We start from the raw sequence: 21,540 nt of genomic DNA on the forward strand, positions 1-21,540 counted from the left end.
GCTGCGGACGACTCGCATCGATTGCATTTTTCGACTTTTGGACCTCGAGCGGTGCATCTCTTTCCGCATGCGCACCGGTCGAACGACGAAACCGACGCGGGCCATACCCTTCGGGGATTGCAATGCAGCGCCCAAAGACTCGTCCGAGTTGCACAAGAACTTTCCCCGGACAGCCCTGCCCCAAGTGGGGAGATGCCCGGCAGGGCAGAGGGGGCGCTGTCCCGCCGGCCTATCAGCCAATCGCAGTCGCACCAAGCCGGTTCTCGGCTGCCAGCTTAAGTCAAAGGTTGGCGATCCTTCGCGCCCCCCTCTGGCCTGCCGGCCATCTCCCCCACGAGGGGGGAGATCGGCAGTTTCGCCGTCTCGCCCCTAGATCAGCTTCTCCAGCGTGATCGGCAAATCCCGCACCCTTTTGCCGGTGGCGTGGAACACCGCATTGGCGATCGCCGGCGCCACGCCGACGATGCCCAGCTCGCCAACGCCCTTGCCGCCGAGCACCGAGGACTGCGGGTCGGGGATGCCGACCGAGATCACCTCGATGTCGGGAATGTCGGCATTGGTGGCGATGAGATAGTCGGCCAGATTGTTGTTGACGATGCGGCCGTAGCGGCGGTCGACGATGCCTTCCTCCAGCAACGCCTGGCCGATGCCCATGATGATGCCGCCCTTCCACTGGCTTTCGGCGAGCCTGGGATTGTAGAGCCGGCCCGAATCGAGCGCCGACACCACGCGCGACACGCGAACCGTGCCAAAGTCCTCGTCGACGCGCACCTCGATGAAATGCGCGCACCAGCTGTGGCGGGAATAGTCGCCCTCGGTGTGCGACAGCGCCGTCGCGATGGTCGTGTAGTTCTTGTAGCGATCCTCAGCCGTCGAATTGGCCGGCATGGTGTCGCCCATCGCCTCGATCCGGCTGCGGCCGACGCTGCCGAGCAGCTCGGCGATCGAGACCTCAGGTCCGTCGCCGCGCGGCGAGGCGATGCGGCCATTGGCAACGACCAGCGTGTTGGCCTGCAGCGCATGGAACGGCGAATTTGGATCGCTGATCGCCAGCCCGACCAGCTGGTCGAGCGCGGCAGTCGCCGCCTTGTGCACCGCGCCCGTCATCACGCCGGCCAGCCGCGAACCGCCGGTGACGCCGGCGCGGGCATAGCGGGAGTCACCCAGCTTCACAACGACGTTCTCAGCCGGCACGCCCACCACTTCGGCGGCGGTCTGCGCCAGGATCGTATAGGTGCCCTGCCCCATGTCGATGCTCGAGCTTTCGACCTCGACCGAGCCGTCGGCGAGAATGCGCACCATCGCCTCGCCATAGGCGCGCCGCACCGGATAGGTGCCGGCGGCAACACCCCAGCCGATCAGCTGGTTGCCGTCGCGCATCGAGCGCGGCTCTGCCGTGCGCCTCGACCAGCCGAAGGCCTCGGCACCGGCCGCGTATGCCTCGCGCAGCTGCCGTGTTGACCACGGCTTTTTCGCCTCCGGGTCCTGTTCGGCGTAGTTCCTGAGCCGGATCTCCAGCGGATCGATGCCGACCTCGTAAGCCAGTTCGTCGATGGCGCTTTCGATGCCGAAGGCGCTGGGGTTCTCGCCCGGCGCGCGCAATGCGCCCGGCACCACGGTGTTGACCCGCACGACATTCTGCCGCGACGAGAAGTTCGGCGTCGCATACATGATCGAGGTGACCGAACCGAGCGGCTCGACCCACATGCCGTCGACCGAGGTCTCGTTGACGCCGCGATGCACGATCGACTGGATCTTTCCCTCGGCGTCGGCACCGAGCGCCACCGTCTGGCGGGTCGCCGCCCGTCCGCCATAGGCGGTGAAGGTCTGCGGCCTGGTGACCGCCAGCTTCACCGGCCGTCCCAGCATTTTCGCGGCCATCGCCGCTACCGCGCCGTAGCCATAGGCGAACGCCTTGGAGCCGAAGCCGCCGCCGATATAGGGTGAGACCAGGCGCACATTCTCGAACGGTACGCCGAACCACTCGGCATAGGTCCGCGCCATGCCGTCGAGCCATTGGCTGGGCTCCCACACGGTCAGCCGGTCGCCCTGCCAGTGCGCGATCAGGCCATGCGGTTCCATCGGCGTCTGGTATTCGCGCGGCGTGTTGTAGGCGGCGCAGATCCGCACCGGGGCGGCGGCGAAAGCCGCTTGCGCATCGCCCCATTCCCTGGTCATCGTGTCGATCGGAATGCCGTCGCCGGCCTTTGGATCGTCGAGATCGACGATGGCCGGCGTCTCGTCATAGGCGACCCTCACAAGTGCTGCGGCCGCGACCGCCTGCTCGAAACTCTCGGCCACCACCGCCGCGACATGCTGGCCGCTGAAGGTGATATCGCGCGCCAGCGGGCAATAGGGAGCGTCTGGCGGCGGCGTGCCCAGCCAGTCCGTCGCGGTGTTGAGGCGCAACGCATTGTCCGGCGTCAGCACCAGAACCACGCCCGGCGCTGCTTCGGCCGCTGCCGTGTCGATCGAGCGCACCTTGCCGGCGGCAATCGTGCTCTCGACGAGCACGGCGTGGCTCAGCCCTTCGAGCTGCTGCTCGACGGCGTATTTTGCGGCACCGGTGATCTTGGCCGGGCCATCGACGCGCGACAGCCGCCCGCCCACCGCCTCCGCGGAGACGGCGCCGTCCGATGCGTCGCCCCTCTTCGTATCACCATGCCGGGTTCTGATGTCGTGAACGGTCATGCCGTCTCTCCCATCTTGAGGATGGCGCGGGCGACGACGCGCGGCGCCAGTTCGATCTTGTAATGGTTGGCGCCGTGGTCGACGGCGCCGTCGATGGCGAGCAGGCTGGCTTGCTTGACGATATCAGCCTCCAGCAGCTTGCCTTTCAGCGCCTCTTCCACGGCGCGTGCGCGCCACGGCTTGGTGGCGACACCGCCGAGCGCCACGCGCAGGTCACGGATCGTCCTTCCGTCGGCCTCGAATTCGATGCCGACGGCGGCACTTGCGGCGGCGAATTCGTAGGACTGCCGGTCGCGGACCTTCAGATAGGTCGAGCGCCGTGCGGCAGCGGAAGCAGGAATGCTGATCGCGGTGATCACTTCGCCTGGATCGATCGCATGTTCCCTGTCGGGCGTGGCGCCCGGCAGCAGAAAAAAGTCGTCGACCGCGACCTTGCGGTCGCCGAGATGGACTGTTGCGTCGAAGGCGACCAGCGCTGTCGCCAGATCGCCGGGATAGGTGGCGATACAGGCCGCGCTGGTGCCGAGCACGGCATGGCCGCGGGTGACGCCGCTGATCGCCGAGCAGCCGCTGCCCGGCGAGCGCTTGTTGCAGGTGGGAAAATTCGCCGGATCGCGGAAATACGGACAGCGCGTGCGCTGCATCAGATTGCCGCCGATGGTCGCCATGTTGCGGAGCTGCGCCGAGGCCGCCTGCCACAGCGCTTCCGAGACGGCTGGGAACCGGCTCTTGATGTCGGCATGGTCGGCGACGCTGCTCATCCTTGCCAGCGCGCCGATCGTGGCGCCCCGGTCGTCGACCGTGATCCCATCCAGTCCGTTGAGATGGGTAATGTCGACCACCGTTTCGGGTTCGGTGACGCCGCATTTGGCGAGATCGATGAGCGTCGTGCCACCGGCGAGCAGCATGGCGCCGGGCAGCGCCGCCGCCTGGCGTGCCGCATCGATGGAAATGGCGCGCAGATACGAAAAATCCCTCATGACGCAACCTCCAGTGCCGCCTGGCGCGCGGCGGCGACAATGTGCGGATAGGCGCCGCAGCGGCAGAGATTGCCGGCCATGTAATCGCGGATCTCGTCATCCGAGCCGGCATGGCCCTCGCGGATGCAGGCGACTGCCGACATGATCTGGCCCGGCGTGCAGTAGCCGCACTGGAAGGCGTCCTGTTCGAGGAAAGCGGCCTGTACGGCGTGCAGCGTGCCATCGCCCTCGGCAAGTCCTTCGATTGATGTGACCGCCCTGCCCTCGGCCTGGGCTGCAAGCGTCAGGCAGGCCAGCACGCGCTGGCCGTCGACATGCACGGTGCAGGCCCCGCATTGGCCTTGGTCGCAGCCCTTCTTGGTGCCGGTCAGGCCGAGATGATCGCGCAAGGCGTCGAGCAGCGTGACACGCGGCTCGACCTCCAGTTCATGGCGATGTCCGTTGATTAGTAGTTGGATGGGAATTCGGGTTTTGCTTGTCATGGGGCGTCTGGCTCCAGTTGCTTGACGCGGAGGGGGACAATCTGGTGTCCGGCCGGGGAGCGGCAAGGTCACCTGATGGCTAGGTCTTAGTTCACGGGGAGATTGGCAGCTCCTTGGTGATTGGCGAAAGCGACGGCGAGAGCCAATCTCCCCCCATGTGGGGGAGATGCCCGGCAGGGCAGAGGGGGGCGCTGTCCCGCCAGCCTGTCGAACGATTGCCTATCGTTTCCTTAGGTAGGTTTCCGGCATTCGAAGGTTTGACCGAAGGTCGGCGATCCTTCGCGCCCCCCTCTGGCCTGCCGGCCATCTCCCCCACGAGGGGGGGAGATCGGCAGCTCCACTGCCTTCGCAAATCTCCAGCGGCGAGGGGTAACAGCTTGCAGGCTTTCAACACGTGACATACCGGTTCCCCTGATTATATGATAAAGGTGCTCCACTAAAACGGAGGCGCCTCCGTTTGTTACGTGGGGGGTTGACCCGTCGGGTTCAAGCCCCGTATTTGCAGTGGAGAAAATTTTGGCTTCGCAGCCGCCCGCAACCGCCAAAGACGAGCCCGACGCGACAGCGGCAAAACCGCTGCGCGCCGACGCGCAGCGCAACCGCGACGCGCTGGTCGAGGCAGCAGCAGCGGCCTTTGCCACGCATGGCGCCGATGCCTCGCTGGAGGAGATCGCGCGCCAGGCCGGCGTCGGCATCGGCACGCTCTACCGGCACTTTCCGACGCGCGAGCATCTGGTCGAGGTGGTCTACCGGCGCGAAGTGGAAAGCCTGTGCGCGGCCGCCGACGAGCTCGCTCTTCACCACCCGCCCGACGTCGCGCTCGAACAATGGATGCAGCGCTTCGTCGACTACATCGCCACCAAGCGCGGGCTGGCGACAAGCCTGCGCATCCTGCTCTCGACAAATTCCGCCTTGTTCTCCGACGTTTCGGGCAGGGTGACACTTGCCTTGCGGCGGCTGATCGAAGCGGCGGTGGCTGACGGCTCGATCCGCAGCGATGTCAGCGCTTCCGACGTCCTGCACGCGCTGGGCGGCATCTACTCGGCACCCGACACCAAGGACTGGCGCGACCGCTCGCGCCGGCTGGTATCGCTGCTGATGGACGGGTTGAGGTTTGGGGCTGGCAAGGGCACCAAGGGTAGTGGGTAAAGGCTGGCCGCCGAAAGCGCGGTGCTAGAACGAAGTCGGCTTTGCGCCATTGCATCGACGACTTTCCGGCCGCCGCGCCCGTCGCAACCCGCTGATTGACGAAATCGACACGCGCAACGAAATATCGAACGAAAAGCTCCGCCCTGAATTGCGTCAGATGCGAAATCCTATGCGAACAAGCCCACTGCTCGATCGTAAAAATGGTCGAGAGCGCAGCGCCTGGCGGCAATCCGGGCGGCTTCAAGCAATTCCTCGCGACCGGAGGCGCCGTCCTTGTAGGTTGCGATGACCACGCGCGCGATCATTTCGGCGTCCTCGTTGTCAAGCTCCGCTTCGCCGGACCGCAAAATTTCCCGAACCACACCTCTCAAGAGGTCCAGTTCAATGGTTGAAAAGGCGCCCATTTGGGGCGCGGGTGTGCACTCCATCGCCATCTGAACTCCTCCCGCCGTCACGATATCAAACACGCGAGAGATTACAACTAAAGTATTAGGCGAGCGCTTCGGAGGTCGTTCGTCACCCGAACACCGCTGCAACCTTGCTATGCCGCATTTGCCCGAAGTGCCGCGAAATGCTTTTCTCACGTTGGGCTAACAGAAATGGTGCCATCTCATTGCCGAAGCGTCCGCAGACAACGATCGACGTCGAAGAGATGGACGGTCGCTGGTATATTAAGATGAACGTCGAGGGTCGCGATAGGCGCGCCCTTGGCCCCTTCAAATCACGTGATGATGCACGGCGAACGAGCAGCGCGATCGATTGAGAGATGAAGGCACATATTAGCGTTTGAGGCGTTGCCGCACGCAACGCCTTACTGAAACATGTTGCGCCGCATGACCTGCAAACGTCGCTAATGGGACCAGTCCGGCTATCGGTGGGGTACTCATGAAGAAGACTGTCGTTAGGGTTGTCTGTGCCATCGGCCAGGCGGGGCACCTCGGCCTAAAAGGCGGCCTCCCATGGGGAGGCAACCGGTCGCCGGAGTTCGTCGCCGACGTCGCACGATTTTCGACCTCACCAGAGGACACGTCTTGCTCGCCGGTCCCAAGACGATCGCGAGCGTTCCGGATTTTGCTCGCGCGGATCGGAAACTTGTCGTCGTTCGCTCCAGCATGGATCCCGAGGACACGCTCCAGCGCTTTGCCGGCCGCGTCGTCTTCATCGGCGGCGGTCCACCGGTGTGGAACGCCTACGCGCGCTTCGTCAGCCACTGGGATATCACGCGGCTGCCCTATGACGGGCCGGCGGACCGCTGGTTCGACGCAAGATGGCTCACGCCGGGTGGCGAGGTTGCCAGAAATCACCGCGACCAATGAAGGCTCGGCCCGTTTCGATCCGGGGATCATTTAGACCACGTCGCGACCCAAGTTCCGGTCCGCATTTTCTGCGGCTTTGACCCTAGGGTGATTGGCGATGCCCCAACTCGCCCCAGTTCCAAAAATGGGTTCATTTCCGGTCGTTGATGCCCGTAGGCGTTGAAGCGGAATGGTATTAGTCTGCGCGGTCTCGGGCTTCAGGGACGCGGCAAAAGAATGGATTTCAGTTCAGGGCAAGGCTCTTTCCTCATCGGCGGCCTCATCCTGATTAGTGCCGGGCTGCTGATCCTTTCGCTGATCGTCAATGTTGGCGTGGCACGGGTTGCGGTTTGGGGCGACGAAGTCCGCGAAGCGGGGCGGGTGAAGGCTGGGCTGCCGAAAACGCGGCGCTGGGACGAAGTCCGCTTTGCGCCCATGAGCGGTCATTCCGAGGTCGAACTATCTGCATCCCGCCCGCTATCGGTCAACGACGCATGTCGTGTCGAGAAAGGAAAGCCGCGCGTCCATCACGCCGACATCGGTCAGACGCGAAGCGACGGAGGATACACAATCTCCATCGAGCTGCGCACCGCGATCGTCGCTTCATTGGATCTCGCTAGGGGCCATGTTGACGACTCGTCCATCATGATAAGGCAACCCGTTCGCCGGCGCCGAACCGTAGATTTCCAAGAGTGCGTGAGATACAACATGTAAATCGGTGCTCCGTCGCCCCGGCCGGATCCTTGCCGGGAGACGTTAAGCGGAATACATGGCTGCGCCGAGCAGATGAAATGCCGGGCAACCAGCGGTTATGAACGAGGCGTTCAGGTGAGAAGGCTATTGTCGCTTGCGGTTAGGCTAAGACGACCACCAGTGGAGGCTGCAACCTCGGGTGGCGCGGGCATCGTGTCCGACATTGATGGGAAAAATTGGGATTCTGCTTTGACTGCGACAGCGGACGTGCTCGAGCTGATCGGACAGTCTGTTCTGTCAGCGTACCAGGCTCGTTGCGCCGAGCGTGACCGGATGCCACGCTGTAAGGCGGCCTAGGCGTGAGAGAAACGCGCATTCGAGTCCATGCAGGATGGGAGTGGATCGACTGGCGCGAACTGTGGCAAGCACGGGATCTTGTCATGCTGCTCGTACGCCGCGACCTCGTCACCAAATACGCTCAGACGATGCTAGGGCCGCTTTGGTTCGTCATCCAGCCGATTGTGATGGCAATCGTCCTGTCGGTCGCCATAAATGGCGGTGCCGGTGTCACGACAGAAGGCGTCCCGCCGTTTCTCTTCAATCTCTGCAGCCTCGCGCCTTGGTTTTACTTCTCTCAGACCTTCGGCTCGGTCGGGGCCACCTTCGTCAACAACGCCGACCTGTTCCAAAAGGTCTATTTTCCTCGCAGCTCAGTTCCATTGGCCGTGGGTCTGTCGAATCTGGTCGCACTGGCCATTCAGACGAGCCTTTTCTTAATTGTTCTAGTCGCTTACCACGTCAGCGGGGTGTGGACATCGCACTCCTGGCGGATCGTCCTCATTCCTGTCCTATTTATCGAACTCGTCGTTTTCACGCTGGGGGCAGGTCTTTGCGTGGCCTCGCTTGCGGCACGCTATCGTGATCTCGTCCACGCCATGCAATACTTGCTCCTGATCGCCATGTTCGCCTCATTGGTATTCGTGCCGTTGTCTAACCTCCCGACTCACCTTCGCTGGCTCCCCTGGTTCAATCCCCTTGCCGTGATCATCGAGAGCATGAGGTCGCTCGCACTTAATACCCCAGGGGTAACGGCAATTCAGTCGGTCGTGTCAGTAGCGATCAGCGTAGGCCTGTTCCTGGTAGGGCTTCTCGCCTTCGAGAGAGCGTCCCGGACTGCAGTCGATTTGGCCTAATCGGGACATCCATGAATCCGGCGATCGAGATCAAGAACCTGTCCAAGCGATACGATTTGCACCCTCGACCGACATCGCTGCGTGAGAATATCGGCGCGTGGCTTGGCCGGGGCGAAGCGTCCGGGGCGCAGGGCACGCAATACTGGGCACTTCGCGACGTGTCGCTGACGATCGAGGCGGGCGAAGTCGTCGGCCTCATCGGCCTCAACGGGGCGGGCAAGTCAACTCTCCTCAAGATTCTCTCGCGCATTACAGATCCGTCGGCAGGAGAAATCCGCATCCGCGGCCGCGTAGGCGCCCTGCTCGAGGTTGGTGCCGGCTTCCACGGGGACCTTACCGGACGGGACAACATCTATCTGAGCGGCGCCATTCTCGGCATGTCGAAAGCAGAATTGGACAGGCGCTTTGAGGAGATTGTTGCCTTCGCTGAGATAGAGCGCTTTCTCGATGTACCTGTAAAACGCTATTCGAGTGGTATGTTCGTTCGCTTGGCCTTCGCGGTGGCCGTCCACCTCGATCCGGATATTCTCATTCTCGACGAGGTCTTGTCGGTCGGGGACTCGCGCTTCCAACGCAAGTCCCTGTCCAAGATCGAAAGCCTCGTTACGAAGGGGGGGAGAACGGTGCTCCTCGTGAGTCATAACATGGATACGGTCAATCGGCTGTGCTCCCGCTGCCTTTGGCTCGAATCCGGATCAGTGAAGGCAATCGGCGGAACGCGGGAGGTTGTGGCATCTTATCTGACCTCGGCGGGTGACTTCGCGGGATCGAGCAATCGAATTGACGTCACGGCGGCACCTCGGACCGGCAATGGCAAAGCGCGATTCCTCGGAGTCTCCATCGATAGTGGTGATCGCTCTTCATCGGGCCAGATCTGCACCGATGGGCCGGCCCGTTGCATGCTAGACATCGAGGCTGAAAACGACATCGACGTCGATAGTCTTGCCGTGGTTATCAATAGCCTTTCGGGCCTGAAGCTCGTCAACGCAGACACGGCACTGCTGGGGAATGCCTGCCGGCTGCGCGCCGGCCGGAACCGGGTGATTGTCACGATAGATCAGTTGCACTTGCTGCCGGGAACCTACGGCCTCGAGCTCTGGATGGGACAGAGATCAGGTGACTACCTTGCAGGTGACATCCTCGATCATGTCCACCACGCCTGCCGGGTCGAGGTCCTTAGGCCGGGCGGACATGATGGAAGCGTGCTTCCGACGGAAGGCCTAATCCCCTGCGTCTACGACTTCGAGGTCGAGACCTGAGGAGGAGAAGAACGACTCACTGCGCCAACCAGGGATCGCTTGAAGGCGAGGCGCCCGATGCCGGCCCAATTCCCTAGGGCGAAATGCAGATTGATGGAGGACGGCCGCCGGTCGCGACCGCGGACCTGGTCGCGGATCACGGCCTGTGCGGCATGAAGCGTCTGACGCAATGCGGAGCGGGCGCATTGCCCAACGCAGGATGCAAAACCTCTCTCCCAGACCAAGGCGTCCACAAGTACCTGCGAGATGCCAAGACCGAACGCCAGCCGTTTTAGGTAACTTGGCGTGGTCCGGTGGGCGGGGATAACGTGATCAATCACGCAATCGGGCGTGTACCATAAGTCCCACCCGCACGCTGAAATCCGAAGGCTGATCTCCGTGTCGCCCCCCGACACAAGTCTTCGCCCAATGCGGTCAGCGAGAAAGGGCGTTTCGATCCAGCCTGTCTGTTCGAGGGCGGCGCGCCGCAGGACTATCCCGGCTCCGACCAGCCCCCAAATCCGGCATGCGTCGAGCCCATGGTCCTGGCAGGCCAGAGTCCAGCCCACAGCATCGGGAAGTGGCTCGGCGCCGTTCTCCCAGTAGGGCCTTACAACCCCCCCGAAGGCTCCGCACCGCGGATGTGTGTCCGCGAAAGCTATCGCGTTCGCCAGCCAGCTTTCATCGAGCAGGCAGTCATCGTCCACGAAAGCCAGCCACTCACCGGCCGTTTCCCTAACGCCGCGGCGGCGCGCAGGTGTCAGCCCCTGCTGGCGTTCGCTCACGACGCTCAGCTGTCCTATCCGCTTGGCGTTCTTATGGCGCTCGACGACAAGCTGGGTGTCATCTGTGCAATTGTTGTCAACAACGAGCACTTCCCAGGATCGATCGCGGCAGTATTGCCGCGCCAAACGATCCAGAGTTCGATCGAGAACAGACGAATTGTTGTACGTACAAACAACGATGCTGACTTTGAAGTTACCGCTCAAGATGAGCTCCTTCTATTGGAATTCCCCTGCGCAAGCGAGTTGTCGACGGGCCGCTGACAAGCTTACCCAAGCCCTACGGGGTGTCGATCGATGATGCATCATTTACAAAGGCTTCGCGCTCTCTCGGCTGGATTCTGGTCCCTGGCAGCGCAAACTGACCACGGTCTCTATGGCATGGCCAATACAGTGGGCATTCCCATGGCCGTCCAAAGGGCGTAGCACTTCCCGAGGCGCGGGGCCACTCGCCAGGTTACGAAGGTCTTGCGCCCCGCGACTGACACCCGTAACATGGGTTTGCAATCACGTCGAAAGGTAGTCGGGCCGAGTTCGCATCCCTCGGGAGCTAGGTCGATGACCAAGGTGCGCCACTCACCGCTCAGAGCAGCAGCCCAATAGCACGAAGCCAAGGCGTGAAACCATTTGGCAGGACCCGACAAGTATGTGATGCCTGAGAGCGCCCGGGGAGTTCGCTACGCAAAATGTAGGATGCTTGCCCATCGCCTCTTGCCGAAAATCGTCAAGAAACGATTGAGGCGGCTGATGAGATATGGCCCACCCGGCGTCGGAAGGGTGCGCTTTGGCGACTTCGAGCGGACTGATCCGATCAGTCGAGATTTCGGGTATGATCGCGGAACACCAATTGATCGTATCTACATCGAAAGATTTCTGGCGGAACACGCGTCAAGTATCCACGGTAGAACGCTTGAAGTCGTCGACGACGGCTACACGGCTCGCTTCGGAGGATCGAGAACGACACAGCGTGATATCGTCGACTTGCGTCCTGAAAATACCCGCGCGACGATCGTCGGCGACCTCACGAACCTGGGCGCAGAATGGAACGATAAGTTCGATGCGATCGTGCTGACCCAGACTCTGCATCTCATCTTTGATCTGCAGGAGGCCGTTTCTGCGCTCTTCCGGCTCCTCAAGAGCGGTGGAACCGTACTTGTAACGGTGCCAGGCCTGACGCCCATTGATCATCATCAGGAATATGAAACCTGGTATTGGTCGCTGACGGAAGCTTCCGCTCGCCGATTGTTCTCGGATGTCTTTGGGGCGGACTCGACGCATATTGCTGTCTATGGAAACGTCTGCTCTGCGGTATGCTTTCTCGAAGGTATTGCTGCGGAAGAGCTCAAGCCAGAAATGCTACACGAGCAGGATCATCACTTTCCTGTCACCATCGGGATCTGCGCCACAAAGGGCTAATAGAATGGCTTGGACGCTCAAGACAAGGTTGCGCGGCGTTTTGCGTCGCCGCGCCTTCAAGCCGGTGATCTTGATGTACCATCGCATCGCTGCAACGGACCTGGACCCTTGGGAACTCGCCGTTTCGCCAACCAATTTCGAGAAGCAGGTGCGGGACCTCGCAAAGACGAGACGTGTGCTACCGTTGCGCGAGCTCGCATCGAGGCACATTGAAGGAAGCCTTCCACCTGACGCTGCAGCCATTACTTTCGACGACGGCTACGCGTGCAATGCCTTAATCGCGGCGCCTGTCCTGGAAACGCTCGGTCTTCCTGCTACGTTCTTTCTGGTAACGTCCATGCTCGGGAAAACCGACGAGTTCTGGAATGATGCTCTCGAACGGGTTATCTTCGATCCCAGGGCCGCAGGACCAGCCTCCATCGTCGTCGCCGGTCGCGATGCTCATGTTGATCTGGGTGAACAGGCCGATGACTACCAATTGGGCCGAGGGTGGCGAGCTATGCACGAGCCGCCTCGAACTGCGCGCGAGCAGGCTTATCTCAAGCTTTGGAAGGTTCTGAAGCCGGCCTCTTTTGATGTGCAGTACAAAGCAATCGAGTCACTCGCTCGCCAGGTCGGCAGTGACTTGGCGCCTCGAACCGGCCACCGACCCATGACAATTGATGAAGCCCGAATGCTCTCGCGAAGGTCGCGCTTGGACATTTCCGGTCACACGGACACCCACGTTTCCCTCCCATTGTGGGATCGGCACATCCAGCTGAAGGAGATCCAAAAAAGCTGCCGGACGTGCGAGGACCTGTCGTGCCGCCCATGCACCACATTCGCCTACCCCTATGGCGACTATTCCGACCTGACCATCGAATGCGCAAAAGAGTCGGGGCTGGTCTGCGCCGTGTCGGCCTACCCCAGACCTGTGGCGAACACGGACCTCCCTCTGGTGCTGCCGCGGATCATGATGACGAACGAGAGCATTGTCGGATATCTGGACGCCAATTGATGCATAAGCCCATGTTCGGCGAGCGCGGTCGCGGCGTCATTGTTCAGCTCGCGATCTGGCCTTCAGTCGGGTCGCGATCACGCCAGTCTCCACGATCGGAAGTACGAAATTCTGCGCCATCACGGCTTGGCAGATCTGCTTCTTGAGCAAAGGACCCACCGAGCGCTCTCTTAGAAACTTTGAAAAAAATGAGATAAGTTTCTTCTGAACGATTAAATGTGTGGTCGTTCCAAAAATCATAGAAAACGGAGATCTTTTCAAGTAAGACGACAACACCTCTCGTAAATACCGCTCGATGATCATCTCCCTAACACGTGCACTAGAGAAATTCTGGTCAACGAGGACTTCCACTTGTCCGATCTCGGCTCGGTCGGAGCGAACGACGGCAATGAAAGACCTGATGCCTGGACCAAGATTGATCTGCGGAATGGCTCCGGGAACTCGGACGACCCGCGAGGCCACACTTCCAACAACGCCGATGGTGTCGGACGCATTAGCGGCAGCGGCGAGACGTTCTGTATGGTCCAGCACGTCGTTCACGAAAGAAGGCCCGCAGTGAGCAATCGTGCCAATTCTTTCTATGAACTCTTGAAGGTGAGGTTTCAGTGTAGGCCAGCAGGTTTCCCAATTGGGCCTGAAATCGCCTAATCCGATGGGAATGGCGTCGAACAAGGCCGCTCCGATATCAGAAGCTGCCAAGGGCTCGGCAGGAAGAGCTTGCATCCCTCTCAAGACGCCCTGGAGTGAGTGCTTGCGTGCGATTGCAAGGCCCGCCAACCAACTGGCAAAGCGATATGCCGCAGCGGGGAACTCTGCAGGCGATACGCCTTCGGCATACATGGGATGAGGTCTTGGAACTCGGGGATCGGGGCCGTGCCCCCGGGCGATGACGATGAGACCGTCTCGAAACTCCTGCTCGTAGTAGGTACTGAGCGAGGATTCTGTTTGGCGATAAAAGGCCACGAACTCATCAACGCCCCTGCAGCGGGCGCCAGACCGGATGACACGTTGCCAGAGATCCCAGTCTGCGCAGCCCATCAATGTTTCATCAAAACCGCCAAGCTCGTGAAAGGTCGAGTTTTTCAAAATGCATGCATGGACCATAAACGTCGCCGTTGATGCAAGGCGATGGAATAAGTCGCCCCCGGGCAGGTGTACCTGCGATCGATCCTGGCTGCGGCTCCCGCACACGCGAAGGCCTAAGGCGTGCACAAGATGCACATCCTGGCCGGCAACGCGCAATAGGGAGCCAAGGGCATTAGGAGCGAGCCAGTCGTCGCTGTCGAGAAAGAGCAACCAATCTGCCTTTGCTTTTGCCGCCCCTGTGTTTCTGGCCGAAGCAGCACCTTGCTGTGTCTGCAACCAGAGCGAAATTCTGGGGTCATGGGACGCGAGATTCTGAAGCACGGCGGGTGTTTCATCGGTTGACCCATCGTCAACGAGAATGGCTTCCCAGTCGGCGAGGGATTGCGCCTTAAGTGAAGCCACCGCTTCGAGGATTAGCATGGGCTGATTGTGGACGGGGATGACTATGGAAACCTGCGGCATAGTGGTCCTGTCCAAGGCATCCGAACGCTCGTGACCTTTGAGGATAGCGCGAACAGGATGGTGAGCGCGCCTTCGCGGCGGCAATTAGTCCGTTGAAGGTTAACTTTTTCGGGGAGCGGTTCAAGATGGCAAAAGGCAGCTCAGCGGCCGATGGTGCGTCGAGGGAGTATTCCGGCGTGTGGAGGTAGCCACCTAGATCCCGCGCGAACGCCAGGATCCGACTCTCCGCGGCCGCATCGACATCACAACAGCTTGTCGAGCCTCGCCGACGTCCGCATTGGGGTCGCGACCTGCCCTTGCCCCCGAAACTTGAATGTCGCCAACGGGTCAGCAGCACTGGTCGTGTCCATGTCGGTTTTTTTGAACGGAAAACGGCCCCCGAAGGTCTCGAAAGGGCTCTTTCCGGATGTTGACGCCCCTACGCACATGTAGGCGTTGAAACGGAATGGTATTAGTCTGCGCGTTCTGGGCTTAAGGGACGCGGCAAAAAGAATGGATTCAGGCCAAGGCTATTTCCTCATCGGCGGCCTCATCCTGGTCGGTGCCGGGCTGCTGATCCTTTCGCTGATCGTCAATTCTCGTGTGGCGCACAGCGTGCGCCACGACATGCGCCATCGTGAGAAGCTGCTGGAATATTATCGCAACATCTTTTCCCAGCTTGGGGTCATCCTGATCGGTATTGGCGTTTCTCTGTTCATCTTCTTTTTTCAGCAAAATTATCAGGATCAGCGCAAACGCGAAACGGAGCTCCAGCTGGTTCTTGCCAAACTGGCCGCGCGCATTGCTCGCGGGGCAGCCGTAGTCGAATACCTGGGCGAATTCGATGCGCTGCTGGATGACGGCGGGCCTTACATCAGCCCGGAACTCGGTGGAACGAATGCCGCGATCAGCGCACACGGGGCGGAACTCGGCAAGCAGGTCGCCGGGGTCCTTCTGGTTGAGCGCGACGTTGAGGTTCAGGCGTTCGATATCCTGAACCTATCGCGCGATTTCGAGGCATCGTTCGTCGTCAACGAACTCAATCCCACGCTGTGGTTCAACATCGTCCGGGATGAGAGCGAGATCAAATATGCCACCACTCAGCTCGCCCTCGACTACAAGGACCTGCAGGATGCGATCGGCGGAGACTCGATCGCGGTTGCGATCGCAAATCCTGAAAAGGAGGCAAAGATCAAGCAGGAGGTGCTCGACATCTTTTATGATGCCGACCTCTTGCGCCAGCGCAGCAGGAGACTTCTCGGCCGTGCGTGCTGGCTTCTCAGCCAGGGGCGCAGCTTCGTCAACCTTGGACCGGTCAACGAGATCGAAGCCGATGCCAGGTCGCACCAGGAATGGATCGACCGGTCAAAACGCTTCCTGACGCAGTTGAAGTCGGGAAGCGGCGATTGCTTCAAATTGCTCCAGTTCAGCCCGGCGCCCTGAGTTGAGAACGCGCCGGCAAAGGGCCCGCCCGCCCCGCCGCTCTATGTCTCAACGAGAAGTGGAGTTGCTCTGGCGCACGCCAGGTAAATTGGTGACGCGATTTTGCGGCGCCTGGCCCAATCGCTGCTCATGCAGAACCGAATGACCATTCCGATCCAAGGCTCTATAACAGGCTGACAAATTGCGATGATCAAGGGGAGACGATGCGCTACATACGTCCGCTTTCAATGGAAGATGCCGTTGGCCAGTTGGCCGGCTCGCCCGGCACCGCCGCCATTCTCGCCGGAGGCAGCGACCTCCTGGTGAGAATGAAAGGCGGCTTTATCGAGCCCGACCTGATCGTCGACATCAAGGCAATCGACGGACTGGTCGAGATCAGGGAAACGGCGGAGGGCTTCAGCATCGGTGCCGCGGTCTCCTGCGCCCTGATGGGAGAGAGCGCGGCCTTGAAGAGGGAATGGCCGGGCGTCGTCGAAGCGGCCAAGCTGATTGGCTCGAAACAGGTGCAGGGTCGCTGCACAATCGTCGGCAACCTTTGCAACGCCTCGCCGGCGGCCGACAGCGTGCCGGCGCTGGTGGCCGCCGGCGCCATGGCATTGATAGCCGGGCCAGGAGGCAGGCGCACCGTTGCGGTAGAGGCAGTGCCGACCGGGCCGGGCAAGACGTCGCTCGCCAAGGGCGAGATCATCGAGGCGATCCTGCTCGACAGGCGCGCGCCGCGCTCCGGCGATGCCTATCTGCGTTTCATTCCACGCACGGAGATGGACATTGCCGTGGTCAGCGCCGGGGTGAACCTGACGGTCGATGACCAAGCTGTCGTCAAATCGGCCCGCGTGGCACTGGGCGCCGTGGCGCCGACGGTGCTGCTGGTGGAAGAGGCCGCCGAGGCCCTCATCGGCAGGAAGCTGGACGAAGCAGCACTTGAGCGGCTCGCCAAGGTCTGCTCCGGGGCCTGCCGTCCCATCGACGACAAGCGGGGCACCGTCGAGTTCAGAAGAAAAGTTGCGGGTGTGCTGGCCAGGCGGGCCGCTACGACCGCCTATGCGCGTGCAGGAGGCAAGTGATGGCTGGTGTAGCAGTTTCAACGACGATCAACGGCGACAATGTCGAATACCTTTGCCAGCCGGACGAGACGCTGCTCGACGTGCTGCGCGACCGCCTCGGGCTGACCGGCGCCAAGGAAGGCTGCGGCACCGGCGACTGCGGCGCCTGCAGCATCATCCTCGACGACCGGCTGGTGTGCTCGTGCCTGGTGCTTGGCGCGGAGGCCGAGGGCCGGCGCGTCGAGACCATCGAGGGCATGGCACATGGCGACAGGCTGCATCCGCTGCAGCAGAAGTTCCTCGAGCACGCAGCGCTGCAATGCGGCGTCTGCACGCCGGGCTTCCTGATCGCGGCGAAGGACCTTTTGGCCAAGAACCCCGACCCGACCGAGGAGGAAATCCGCTTCGGCCTCGCCGGGAACCTCTGCCGCTGCACCGGCTATGACAAGATCGTGCGCGCCGTCCAGGACGCGGCCATCTTAATGAAACAAGTGTGATGAAGGGAGCCTGACGATGAACTTCGATCCGCGCTATTCCGGACGCAATTTCACCGCCGTCGGCACGCGTCCCCTCCGCCCCGACGGCGTCGACAAGGTCACGGGCCGTGCACGCTATGGCGCGGATTTCAACATGGCCGGCCAGTTGGTCGGGCGTGTTCTGAGAAGCCCGCACGCGCACGCCGCGATCAGGAGAATCGACACCTCGAAGGCGGAGAAGCTCGCCGGCGTGAAGGCGGTGATCACCGCGGCCGACCTGCCCGACCTCACCGACGGCGATGCCGCCATGTACGACATCCTCGACAATTGCATGGCGCGCAAGAAGGCGCTCTATGACGGCCACGCGGTGGCCGCGGTTGCCGCTGTCGACGCCCGCACGACGAGGCAGGCGCTGAAGCTGATCGAGGTCGACTATGAGGTGCTGCCGCATGTGACCGATGTCGACGAGGCGATGAAGCACACGGCACCCCTGCTCAGCGACGCCATCTTTACCGAGGGCCTCGAGGAAAAGCCCGTCAAGCCTTCCAACGTCACCAAGCGCACCCAGTTTGGCCATGGCGATGTCCATCAGGGTTTTGGGCAGGCCGATTTCGTCGTCGAACGTTCTTTCAAAACCGAGCAGACGCACCAGGGCTATATCGAGCCGCATGCCTGCGTGGCCAATGTCAGCTCCGACGGCACCGCCGACCTTTGGGTCTGCACGCAAGGCCATTTCGTCTACCGCCAGCACTGCGCCCAACTGCTTGGCATGGAAGCCTCGAAGCTGCGCGTCACCTCGTCGGAGATCGGCGGCGGTTTCGGCGGCAAGACCCATGTCTGGGCCGAGCCGGTGGCGCTGGCGCTGTCGCGCAAGGCCGGACGGCCGGTCAAGCTGGTGATGACCCGCGACGAGGTGTTTCGCGCCTCCGGCCCGACCAGCGCCACCTCGATCGACGTCAGAATCGGCGCCCGCAAAGACGGCACGATCACCGCGGCCGAGGCGACGCTGCGCTATTCCTGCGGCCCCTATGCCGGCATGTGGGCCGAGATCGGCGCCATGACGGCTTTCGCCTGCTACAGGCTCGAGAACGTCAGCACGGTTGGCTACGAAGTTCTGGTCAACCGGCCGAAGACGGCGGCCTATCGCGCGCCGTCGGCGCCGATGGCGGCGTTTGCGGTGGAAAGCGCGATCGACGAGCTGGCCAAGGAGATCGGCATGGATCCGGTCGAGTTCCGGATCAGGAACGCCGCCCAGGAAGGCACCAGATCGTCCTACGGCCCGGTATACGGCCCGATCGGCATCGGCCCGACGCTGGAAGCGGCGAAGAACCATCCGCACATGAAGGCGCCGCTGGGCAAGAACCAGGGCCGCGGCATGGCTTGCGGCTTCTGGTTCAACTTCGGCGGCCAGACCTGCACCGACCTCAACATCGGCATGGACGGCTCGGTCTCGCTCGCCGTCGGCACGGTCGATGTCGGTGGTTCCCGCGCCTCGCTGTCGCTGGTGGCGGCGGAGGAACTCGGCATCGCCTATGAGCAGGTCAAGGCGGTGGTCGCCGACACCTCCAGCCTCGGCTACAACGACATGACGGACGGCAGCCGCGGCACCTTCTCCTCCTCGATGGCAACAATCTCGGCCGCCCGCAACGCCATCAGGGTCCTCAGGGAACGCGCCGCGCAGACGTGGGACATCCCGGTCGAGGACGTGGTCTGGGAAAAGGGCCACGCCATCGCCAAAGGCGAGAAGTACGGCAACCTTGCGGCGCTGTCCCTAAGGGAGATCGCGGCCGCGTCGGGCAAGACCGGCGGGCCGATCGCCGGCCACAGCGAGCTCGTCGCCGACGGCGCCGGCGTCTCCTTCGCCACCCATATCTGCGATATCGAGGTCGATCCCGAGACCGGCGCCACCAGGGTCCTGCGCTACACAGTCGTGCAGGATGCCGGCAAGGCGGTGCACCCGACCTATGTCGAGGGGCAGTACCAGGGGGGTGCGGCGCAAGGCATCGGCTGGGCGCTCAATGAAGAGTACATCTACGGCAAGGACGGGCGGCTGCAGAACCCCGGCTTCCTCGACTACCGCATCCCGGTCTGCTCGGACCTGCCGATGATCGACACGCAGATCCTTGAGATCCCCAATCCCAACCATCCTTATGGGGTGCGTGGCGTCGGCGAGACCTCGATCGTGCCGCCGCTGGCGGCGATCGCCAATGCGGTGTCGAACGCCGCAGGCGTGCGGATGACGCATATCCCGATGTCGCCGCCGCGCATTCTCGCGGCGATCGAGGCTGAACGGGGAGGCTGATGGTCGAAGTAACGCTCTGGGGATCGCTTGGCGCGCTCGCCGGAGGCAACAGCAAGGTCGAGATCGAGGCGAAGGATATTCGGGAGCTGTTCAGAAAGCTGGCTGAGCAGTATCCCGGCCTCGAGCCCTTGATCGAGAAGGGAATCGCGGTGGCGATCGACGGGACGATCTATCGCGATACGTGGTCGAAGGAATTGCCGCAAGGCGCCGAGATATTTCTGCTGCCGAGGCTTGCCGGAGGATAACTGGCACCATCTCACGGCCGAAGGCGCAGAGGAACTAATCACCCACGCGCCGCAGCGTGCCGAGATTGTTATCGTCGAGAAACTCTATGGTCATGGCCGACGCCTTGCCGTCGGGGCCGATGTCAAAGCCTACGCCCGAGGGCCTGTCCGGCGTCTCGGCGTCCGGGAAGGTCAGGAACATGTCGCGGTCGAAATGCTCCAGTGAATAGGACCGGGCACCGCCCGGCCCGACCTTGAGCACAAGGCCGTCGCCCTCACCCGACACAACCGCATCGCCGATGAAGTCGTTGAAATAGCGGCCCTTATAGGCGCTGGCCGGCCCAGCCGGGCTTGCCGGTGACGGCGGCGCGGCATAGGTGGCCTTGGCGGCGGCGACCGCCGGGCCGAACAGGCCCGCATAGGTGTCGTCCCATGCCTTGACCCAGTCCTTCTCGATTTTGCCGTCAAAGGCCATATCGGCGAAGCTGTCGGACAGCCCTTCCGGCACGCCGGTCGAAAAGGCGTTGGCGACAATGACGATGCCAAGCTTCTCCTCCGGAAAAAGTGTCACCAGGGTGCGTGCGCCAACACTGAAGGCGCCGGCATGACCCCAGATCAGACCGTGCCGGCCGAATTCGACATTCCAGCCGAGACCGTAGAAGGACTGGCCGCCTGAGACGGGGTTCCTGCCGCGAGCCATCAGAGGAACATGCGTCTGGTCCAGCGCGTCGGCTTTAATGAGGGTCTCGCCGGCATAGACACCATTGCCGAGTACGAGGCGCACCCATTGCGAGAGATCGCGTACTGTAGAGCTGACGCCGCCCCCAGGCGCCTGCGCATCCGGATCGCGCTTTACCTTCGCGGCCCAGACGCCGTCGATCTTGACGTGGAGCGCAGCGCGATTGGCGTGCTTGATGAAGTCCGCATGACGGGAGCTGGTCGAATCCATTCCAAGCGGACGATAGAGCTTCTCCTCGGCGATTTCCTCCCAGGACTTGCCTGTCGGCTTCGCGGCCGCGACGGCACCTTCGGTCAGTCCGAAATTGCTGTAGGAATAGCCGGCACGAAAGCTCGACGATGGCGACACGAACCGCAGGCGACGCAGGATCTCCGCGCGATCGTAGCCAATGTCCTCGAGGTCGTCTCCGGCCGTGCCGGGAAGTCCGCTGCGGTGCGAAAACAGGTCGCGGACCGTGAGTTCACTGGTCGGATAGGGCTCGGACAGCCGGAAGTCCGGATCGAGATCGACGATTTTCGCATCCCAGGAAACGATACCCTCGCTGACCAGCGCCGCCACTATCGTTGCGGAGACCGGCTTGGAGAGGGAAGCGATCTGGAACACCGTATCGGCGTCGACGGTCTGCGGCTTACCGGCCTCGCGATGCCCGAAACCCTTGAGGAAAACCACCTTGTCGTCATGCACGACCCCGATGGCGAGACCAGGCACCCCACCATCCGCGACGACGCCTTCGGCGAGCGCCTCGAGCTTCGACAGGGCGGCCGCGATCCGGTCAGGCGTAATGGTGTCGGCCGAAGCAGCATGCGGCGAAAGCACCATGACGGCGATGAAGGCCCGCATCCCCCAACGGCGGAAATTCTGACCCAGCCC

General features: G+C 62.1%; 18 protein-coding genes and 1 pseudogene. 12 read left to right on the forward strand and 7 right to left on the reverse strand.

The genetic code is table 11. From position 1 onward, the window contains the following. Positions 1 to 369 precede the first annotated feature (369 nt). From AC0L16_RS22995 to AC0L16_RS23005, 3 genes are read right to left on the reverse strand one after another with little or no spacing between them, the layout of a single operon-like run. Positions 370 to 2,691, reverse strand: a complete 2,322-nt coding sequence (locus AC0L16_RS22995) for a xanthine dehydrogenase family protein molybdopterin-binding subunit (protein ID WP_473623442.1) — start codon at positions 2,689 to 2,691, stop codon at positions 370 to 372. Then, complete coding sequence (locus AC0L16_RS23000) at positions 2,688 to 3,671, reverse strand: FAD binding domain-containing protein (protein WP_473623443.1); 984 nt, start codon at positions 3,669 to 3,671, stop codon at positions 2,688 to 2,690. The genes AC0L16_RS22995 and AC0L16_RS23000 overlap by 4 nt, the downstream gene beginning before the upstream one ends. Continuing rightward, positions 3,668 to 4,153: a (2Fe-2S)-binding protein gene (locus AC0L16_RS23005; protein WP_473623444.1), complete on the reverse strand. Its 486-nt coding sequence runs from the start codon at positions 4,151 to 4,153 to the stop codon at positions 3,668 to 3,670. The genes AC0L16_RS23000 and AC0L16_RS23005 overlap by 4 nt, the downstream gene beginning before the upstream one ends. Positions 4,154 to 4,669: 516 nt before the next feature. Between AC0L16_RS23005 and AC0L16_RS23010 the strand changes: the two genes are divergently transcribed. Then, a complete protein-coding gene (locus tag AC0L16_RS23010; protein ID WP_473623446.1) occupies positions 4,670 to 5,302 on the forward strand; it encodes a TetR/AcrR family transcriptional regulator in 633 nt (210 codons plus the stop codon). A 167-nt stretch (positions 5,303 to 5,469) separates the two neighbouring features. Here the strand turns inward: AC0L16_RS23010 and AC0L16_RS23015 are convergent, their stop codons facing one another. Next, the gene (locus AC0L16_RS23015; RefSeq protein ID WP_473623447.1) at positions 5,470 to 5,769 is read right to left on the reverse strand and encodes a hypothetical protein; all 300 of its coding nucleotides are present in this window, start codon (positions 5,767 to 5,769) and stop codon (positions 5,470 to 5,472) included. Between the two features lie 418 nt (positions 5,770 to 6,187). On the opposite strand from AC0L16_RS23015, the pseudogene AC0L16_RS23020 reads away from it, so the two are divergent. The 4 genes and pseudogenes from AC0L16_RS23020 to AC0L16_RS23035 all read left to right on the forward strand — a co-directional run bounded on the left by AC0L16_RS23020 (position 6,188) and on the right by AC0L16_RS23035 (position 9,742). After that, positions 6,188 to 6,618: pseudogene (locus tag AC0L16_RS23020) on the forward strand (diacylglycerol kinase). A 216-nt stretch (positions 6,619 to 6,834) separates the two neighbouring features. Next, complete coding sequence (locus tag AC0L16_RS23025; RefSeq protein ID WP_473623449.1) at positions 6,835 to 7,311, forward strand: hypothetical protein; 477 nt, start codon at positions 6,835 to 6,837, stop codon at positions 7,309 to 7,311. Between the two features lie 419 nt (positions 7,312 to 7,730). Continuing rightward, complete coding sequence (locus AC0L16_RS23030) at positions 7,731 to 8,483, forward strand: ABC transporter permease (RefSeq protein ID WP_473623451.1); 753 nt, start codon at positions 7,731 to 7,733, stop codon at positions 8,481 to 8,483. A gap of 11 nt (positions 8,484 to 8,494) precedes the next feature. Then, positions 8,495 to 9,742 (forward strand): ABC transporter ATP-binding protein, encoded by a 1,248-nt coding sequence (locus AC0L16_RS23035; RefSeq protein ID WP_473623453.1) that lies wholly within the window; start codon positions 8,495 to 8,497, stop codon positions 9,740 to 9,742. Here the strand turns inward: AC0L16_RS23035 and AC0L16_RS23040 are convergent. Next, positions 9,718 to 10,710 carry a glycosyltransferase gene (locus AC0L16_RS23040; protein WP_473623455.1) on the reverse strand — a complete coding sequence of 331 codons (993 nt, stop codon included), beginning with the start codon at positions 10,708 to 10,710 and terminating at the stop codon, positions 9,718 to 9,720. The two genes, AC0L16_RS23035 and AC0L16_RS23040, sit on opposite strands and share 25 nt — an antisense overlap. A 486-nt stretch (positions 10,711 to 11,196) precedes the next feature. Between AC0L16_RS23040 and AC0L16_RS23045 the strand changes: the two genes are divergently transcribed. Both AC0L16_RS23045 and AC0L16_RS23050 read left to right on the forward strand, forming a co-directional pair. Beyond that, entirely contained in the window at positions 11,197 to 11,919 is a 723-nt protein-coding gene (locus AC0L16_RS23045; RefSeq protein WP_473623457.1) for a class I SAM-dependent methyltransferase, read from the forward strand. Positions 11,920 to 11,923: 4 nt separating this feature from the next. Then, on the forward strand, positions 11,924 to 12,916 hold the full coding sequence (locus tag AC0L16_RS23050; protein WP_473623458.1) for a polysaccharide deacetylase family protein: 993 nt from the start codon (positions 11,924 to 11,926) through the stop codon (positions 12,914 to 12,916). Between the two features lie 36 nt (positions 12,917 to 12,952). Here AC0L16_RS23050 and AC0L16_RS23055 read toward each other — a convergent pair whose 3' ends face one another. Continuing rightward, a complete protein-coding gene (locus tag AC0L16_RS23055) occupies positions 12,953 to 14,464 on the reverse strand; it encodes a glycosyltransferase family 2 protein (protein WP_473623459.1) in 1,512 nt (503 codons plus the stop codon). A gap of 492 nt (positions 14,465 to 14,956) precedes the next feature. On the opposite strand from AC0L16_RS23055, the gene AC0L16_RS23060 reads away from it, so the two are divergent. The 5 genes from AC0L16_RS23060 (at position 14,957) to AC0L16_RS23080 (ending at position 19,952) form a co-directional block, all read left to right on the forward strand. Then, positions 14,957 to 15,886: a hypothetical protein gene (locus AC0L16_RS23060; RefSeq protein WP_473623460.1), complete on the forward strand. Its 930-nt coding sequence runs from the start codon at positions 14,957 to 14,959 to the stop codon at positions 15,884 to 15,886. A gap of 203 nt (positions 15,887 to 16,089) precedes the next feature. Further along, complete coding sequence (locus AC0L16_RS23065; RefSeq protein WP_473623461.1) at positions 16,090 to 16,950, forward strand: FAD binding domain-containing protein; 861 nt, start codon at positions 16,090 to 16,092, stop codon at positions 16,948 to 16,950. Next, positions 16,950 to 17,426, forward strand: coding sequence for a (2Fe-2S)-binding protein (locus tag AC0L16_RS23070; RefSeq protein WP_473623463.1), 477 nt, complete (start codon positions 16,950 to 16,952; stop codon positions 17,424 to 17,426). Before AC0L16_RS23065 ends, AC0L16_RS23070 begins: the two co-directional genes overlap by 1 nt. A gap of 16 nt (positions 17,427 to 17,442) precedes the next feature. After that, positions 17,443 to 19,707 (forward strand): xanthine dehydrogenase family protein molybdopterin-binding subunit, encoded by a 2,265-nt coding sequence (locus tag AC0L16_RS23075; RefSeq protein ID WP_473623464.1) that lies wholly within the window; start codon positions 17,443 to 17,445, stop codon positions 19,705 to 19,707. Then, positions 19,707 to 19,952, forward strand: a complete 246-nt coding sequence (locus tag AC0L16_RS23080) for a MoaD/ThiS family protein (protein ID WP_473623465.1) — start codon at positions 19,707 to 19,709, stop codon at positions 19,950 to 19,952. The genes AC0L16_RS23075 and AC0L16_RS23080 overlap by 1 nt, the downstream gene beginning before the upstream one ends. 34 nt (positions 19,953 to 19,986) lie before the next feature. Here the strand turns inward: AC0L16_RS23080 and AC0L16_RS23085 are convergent, their stop codons facing one another. Continuing rightward, positions 19,987 to 21,510 carry a serine hydrolase gene (locus AC0L16_RS23085; RefSeq protein WP_473623536.1) on the reverse strand — a complete coding sequence of 508 codons (1,524 nt, stop codon included), beginning with the start codon at positions 21,508 to 21,510 and terminating at the stop codon, positions 19,987 to 19,989. Positions 21,511 to 21,540: the final 30 nt, after the last annotated feature.

The organism is Mesorhizobium sp. WSM4848, from assembly GCF_055811375.1.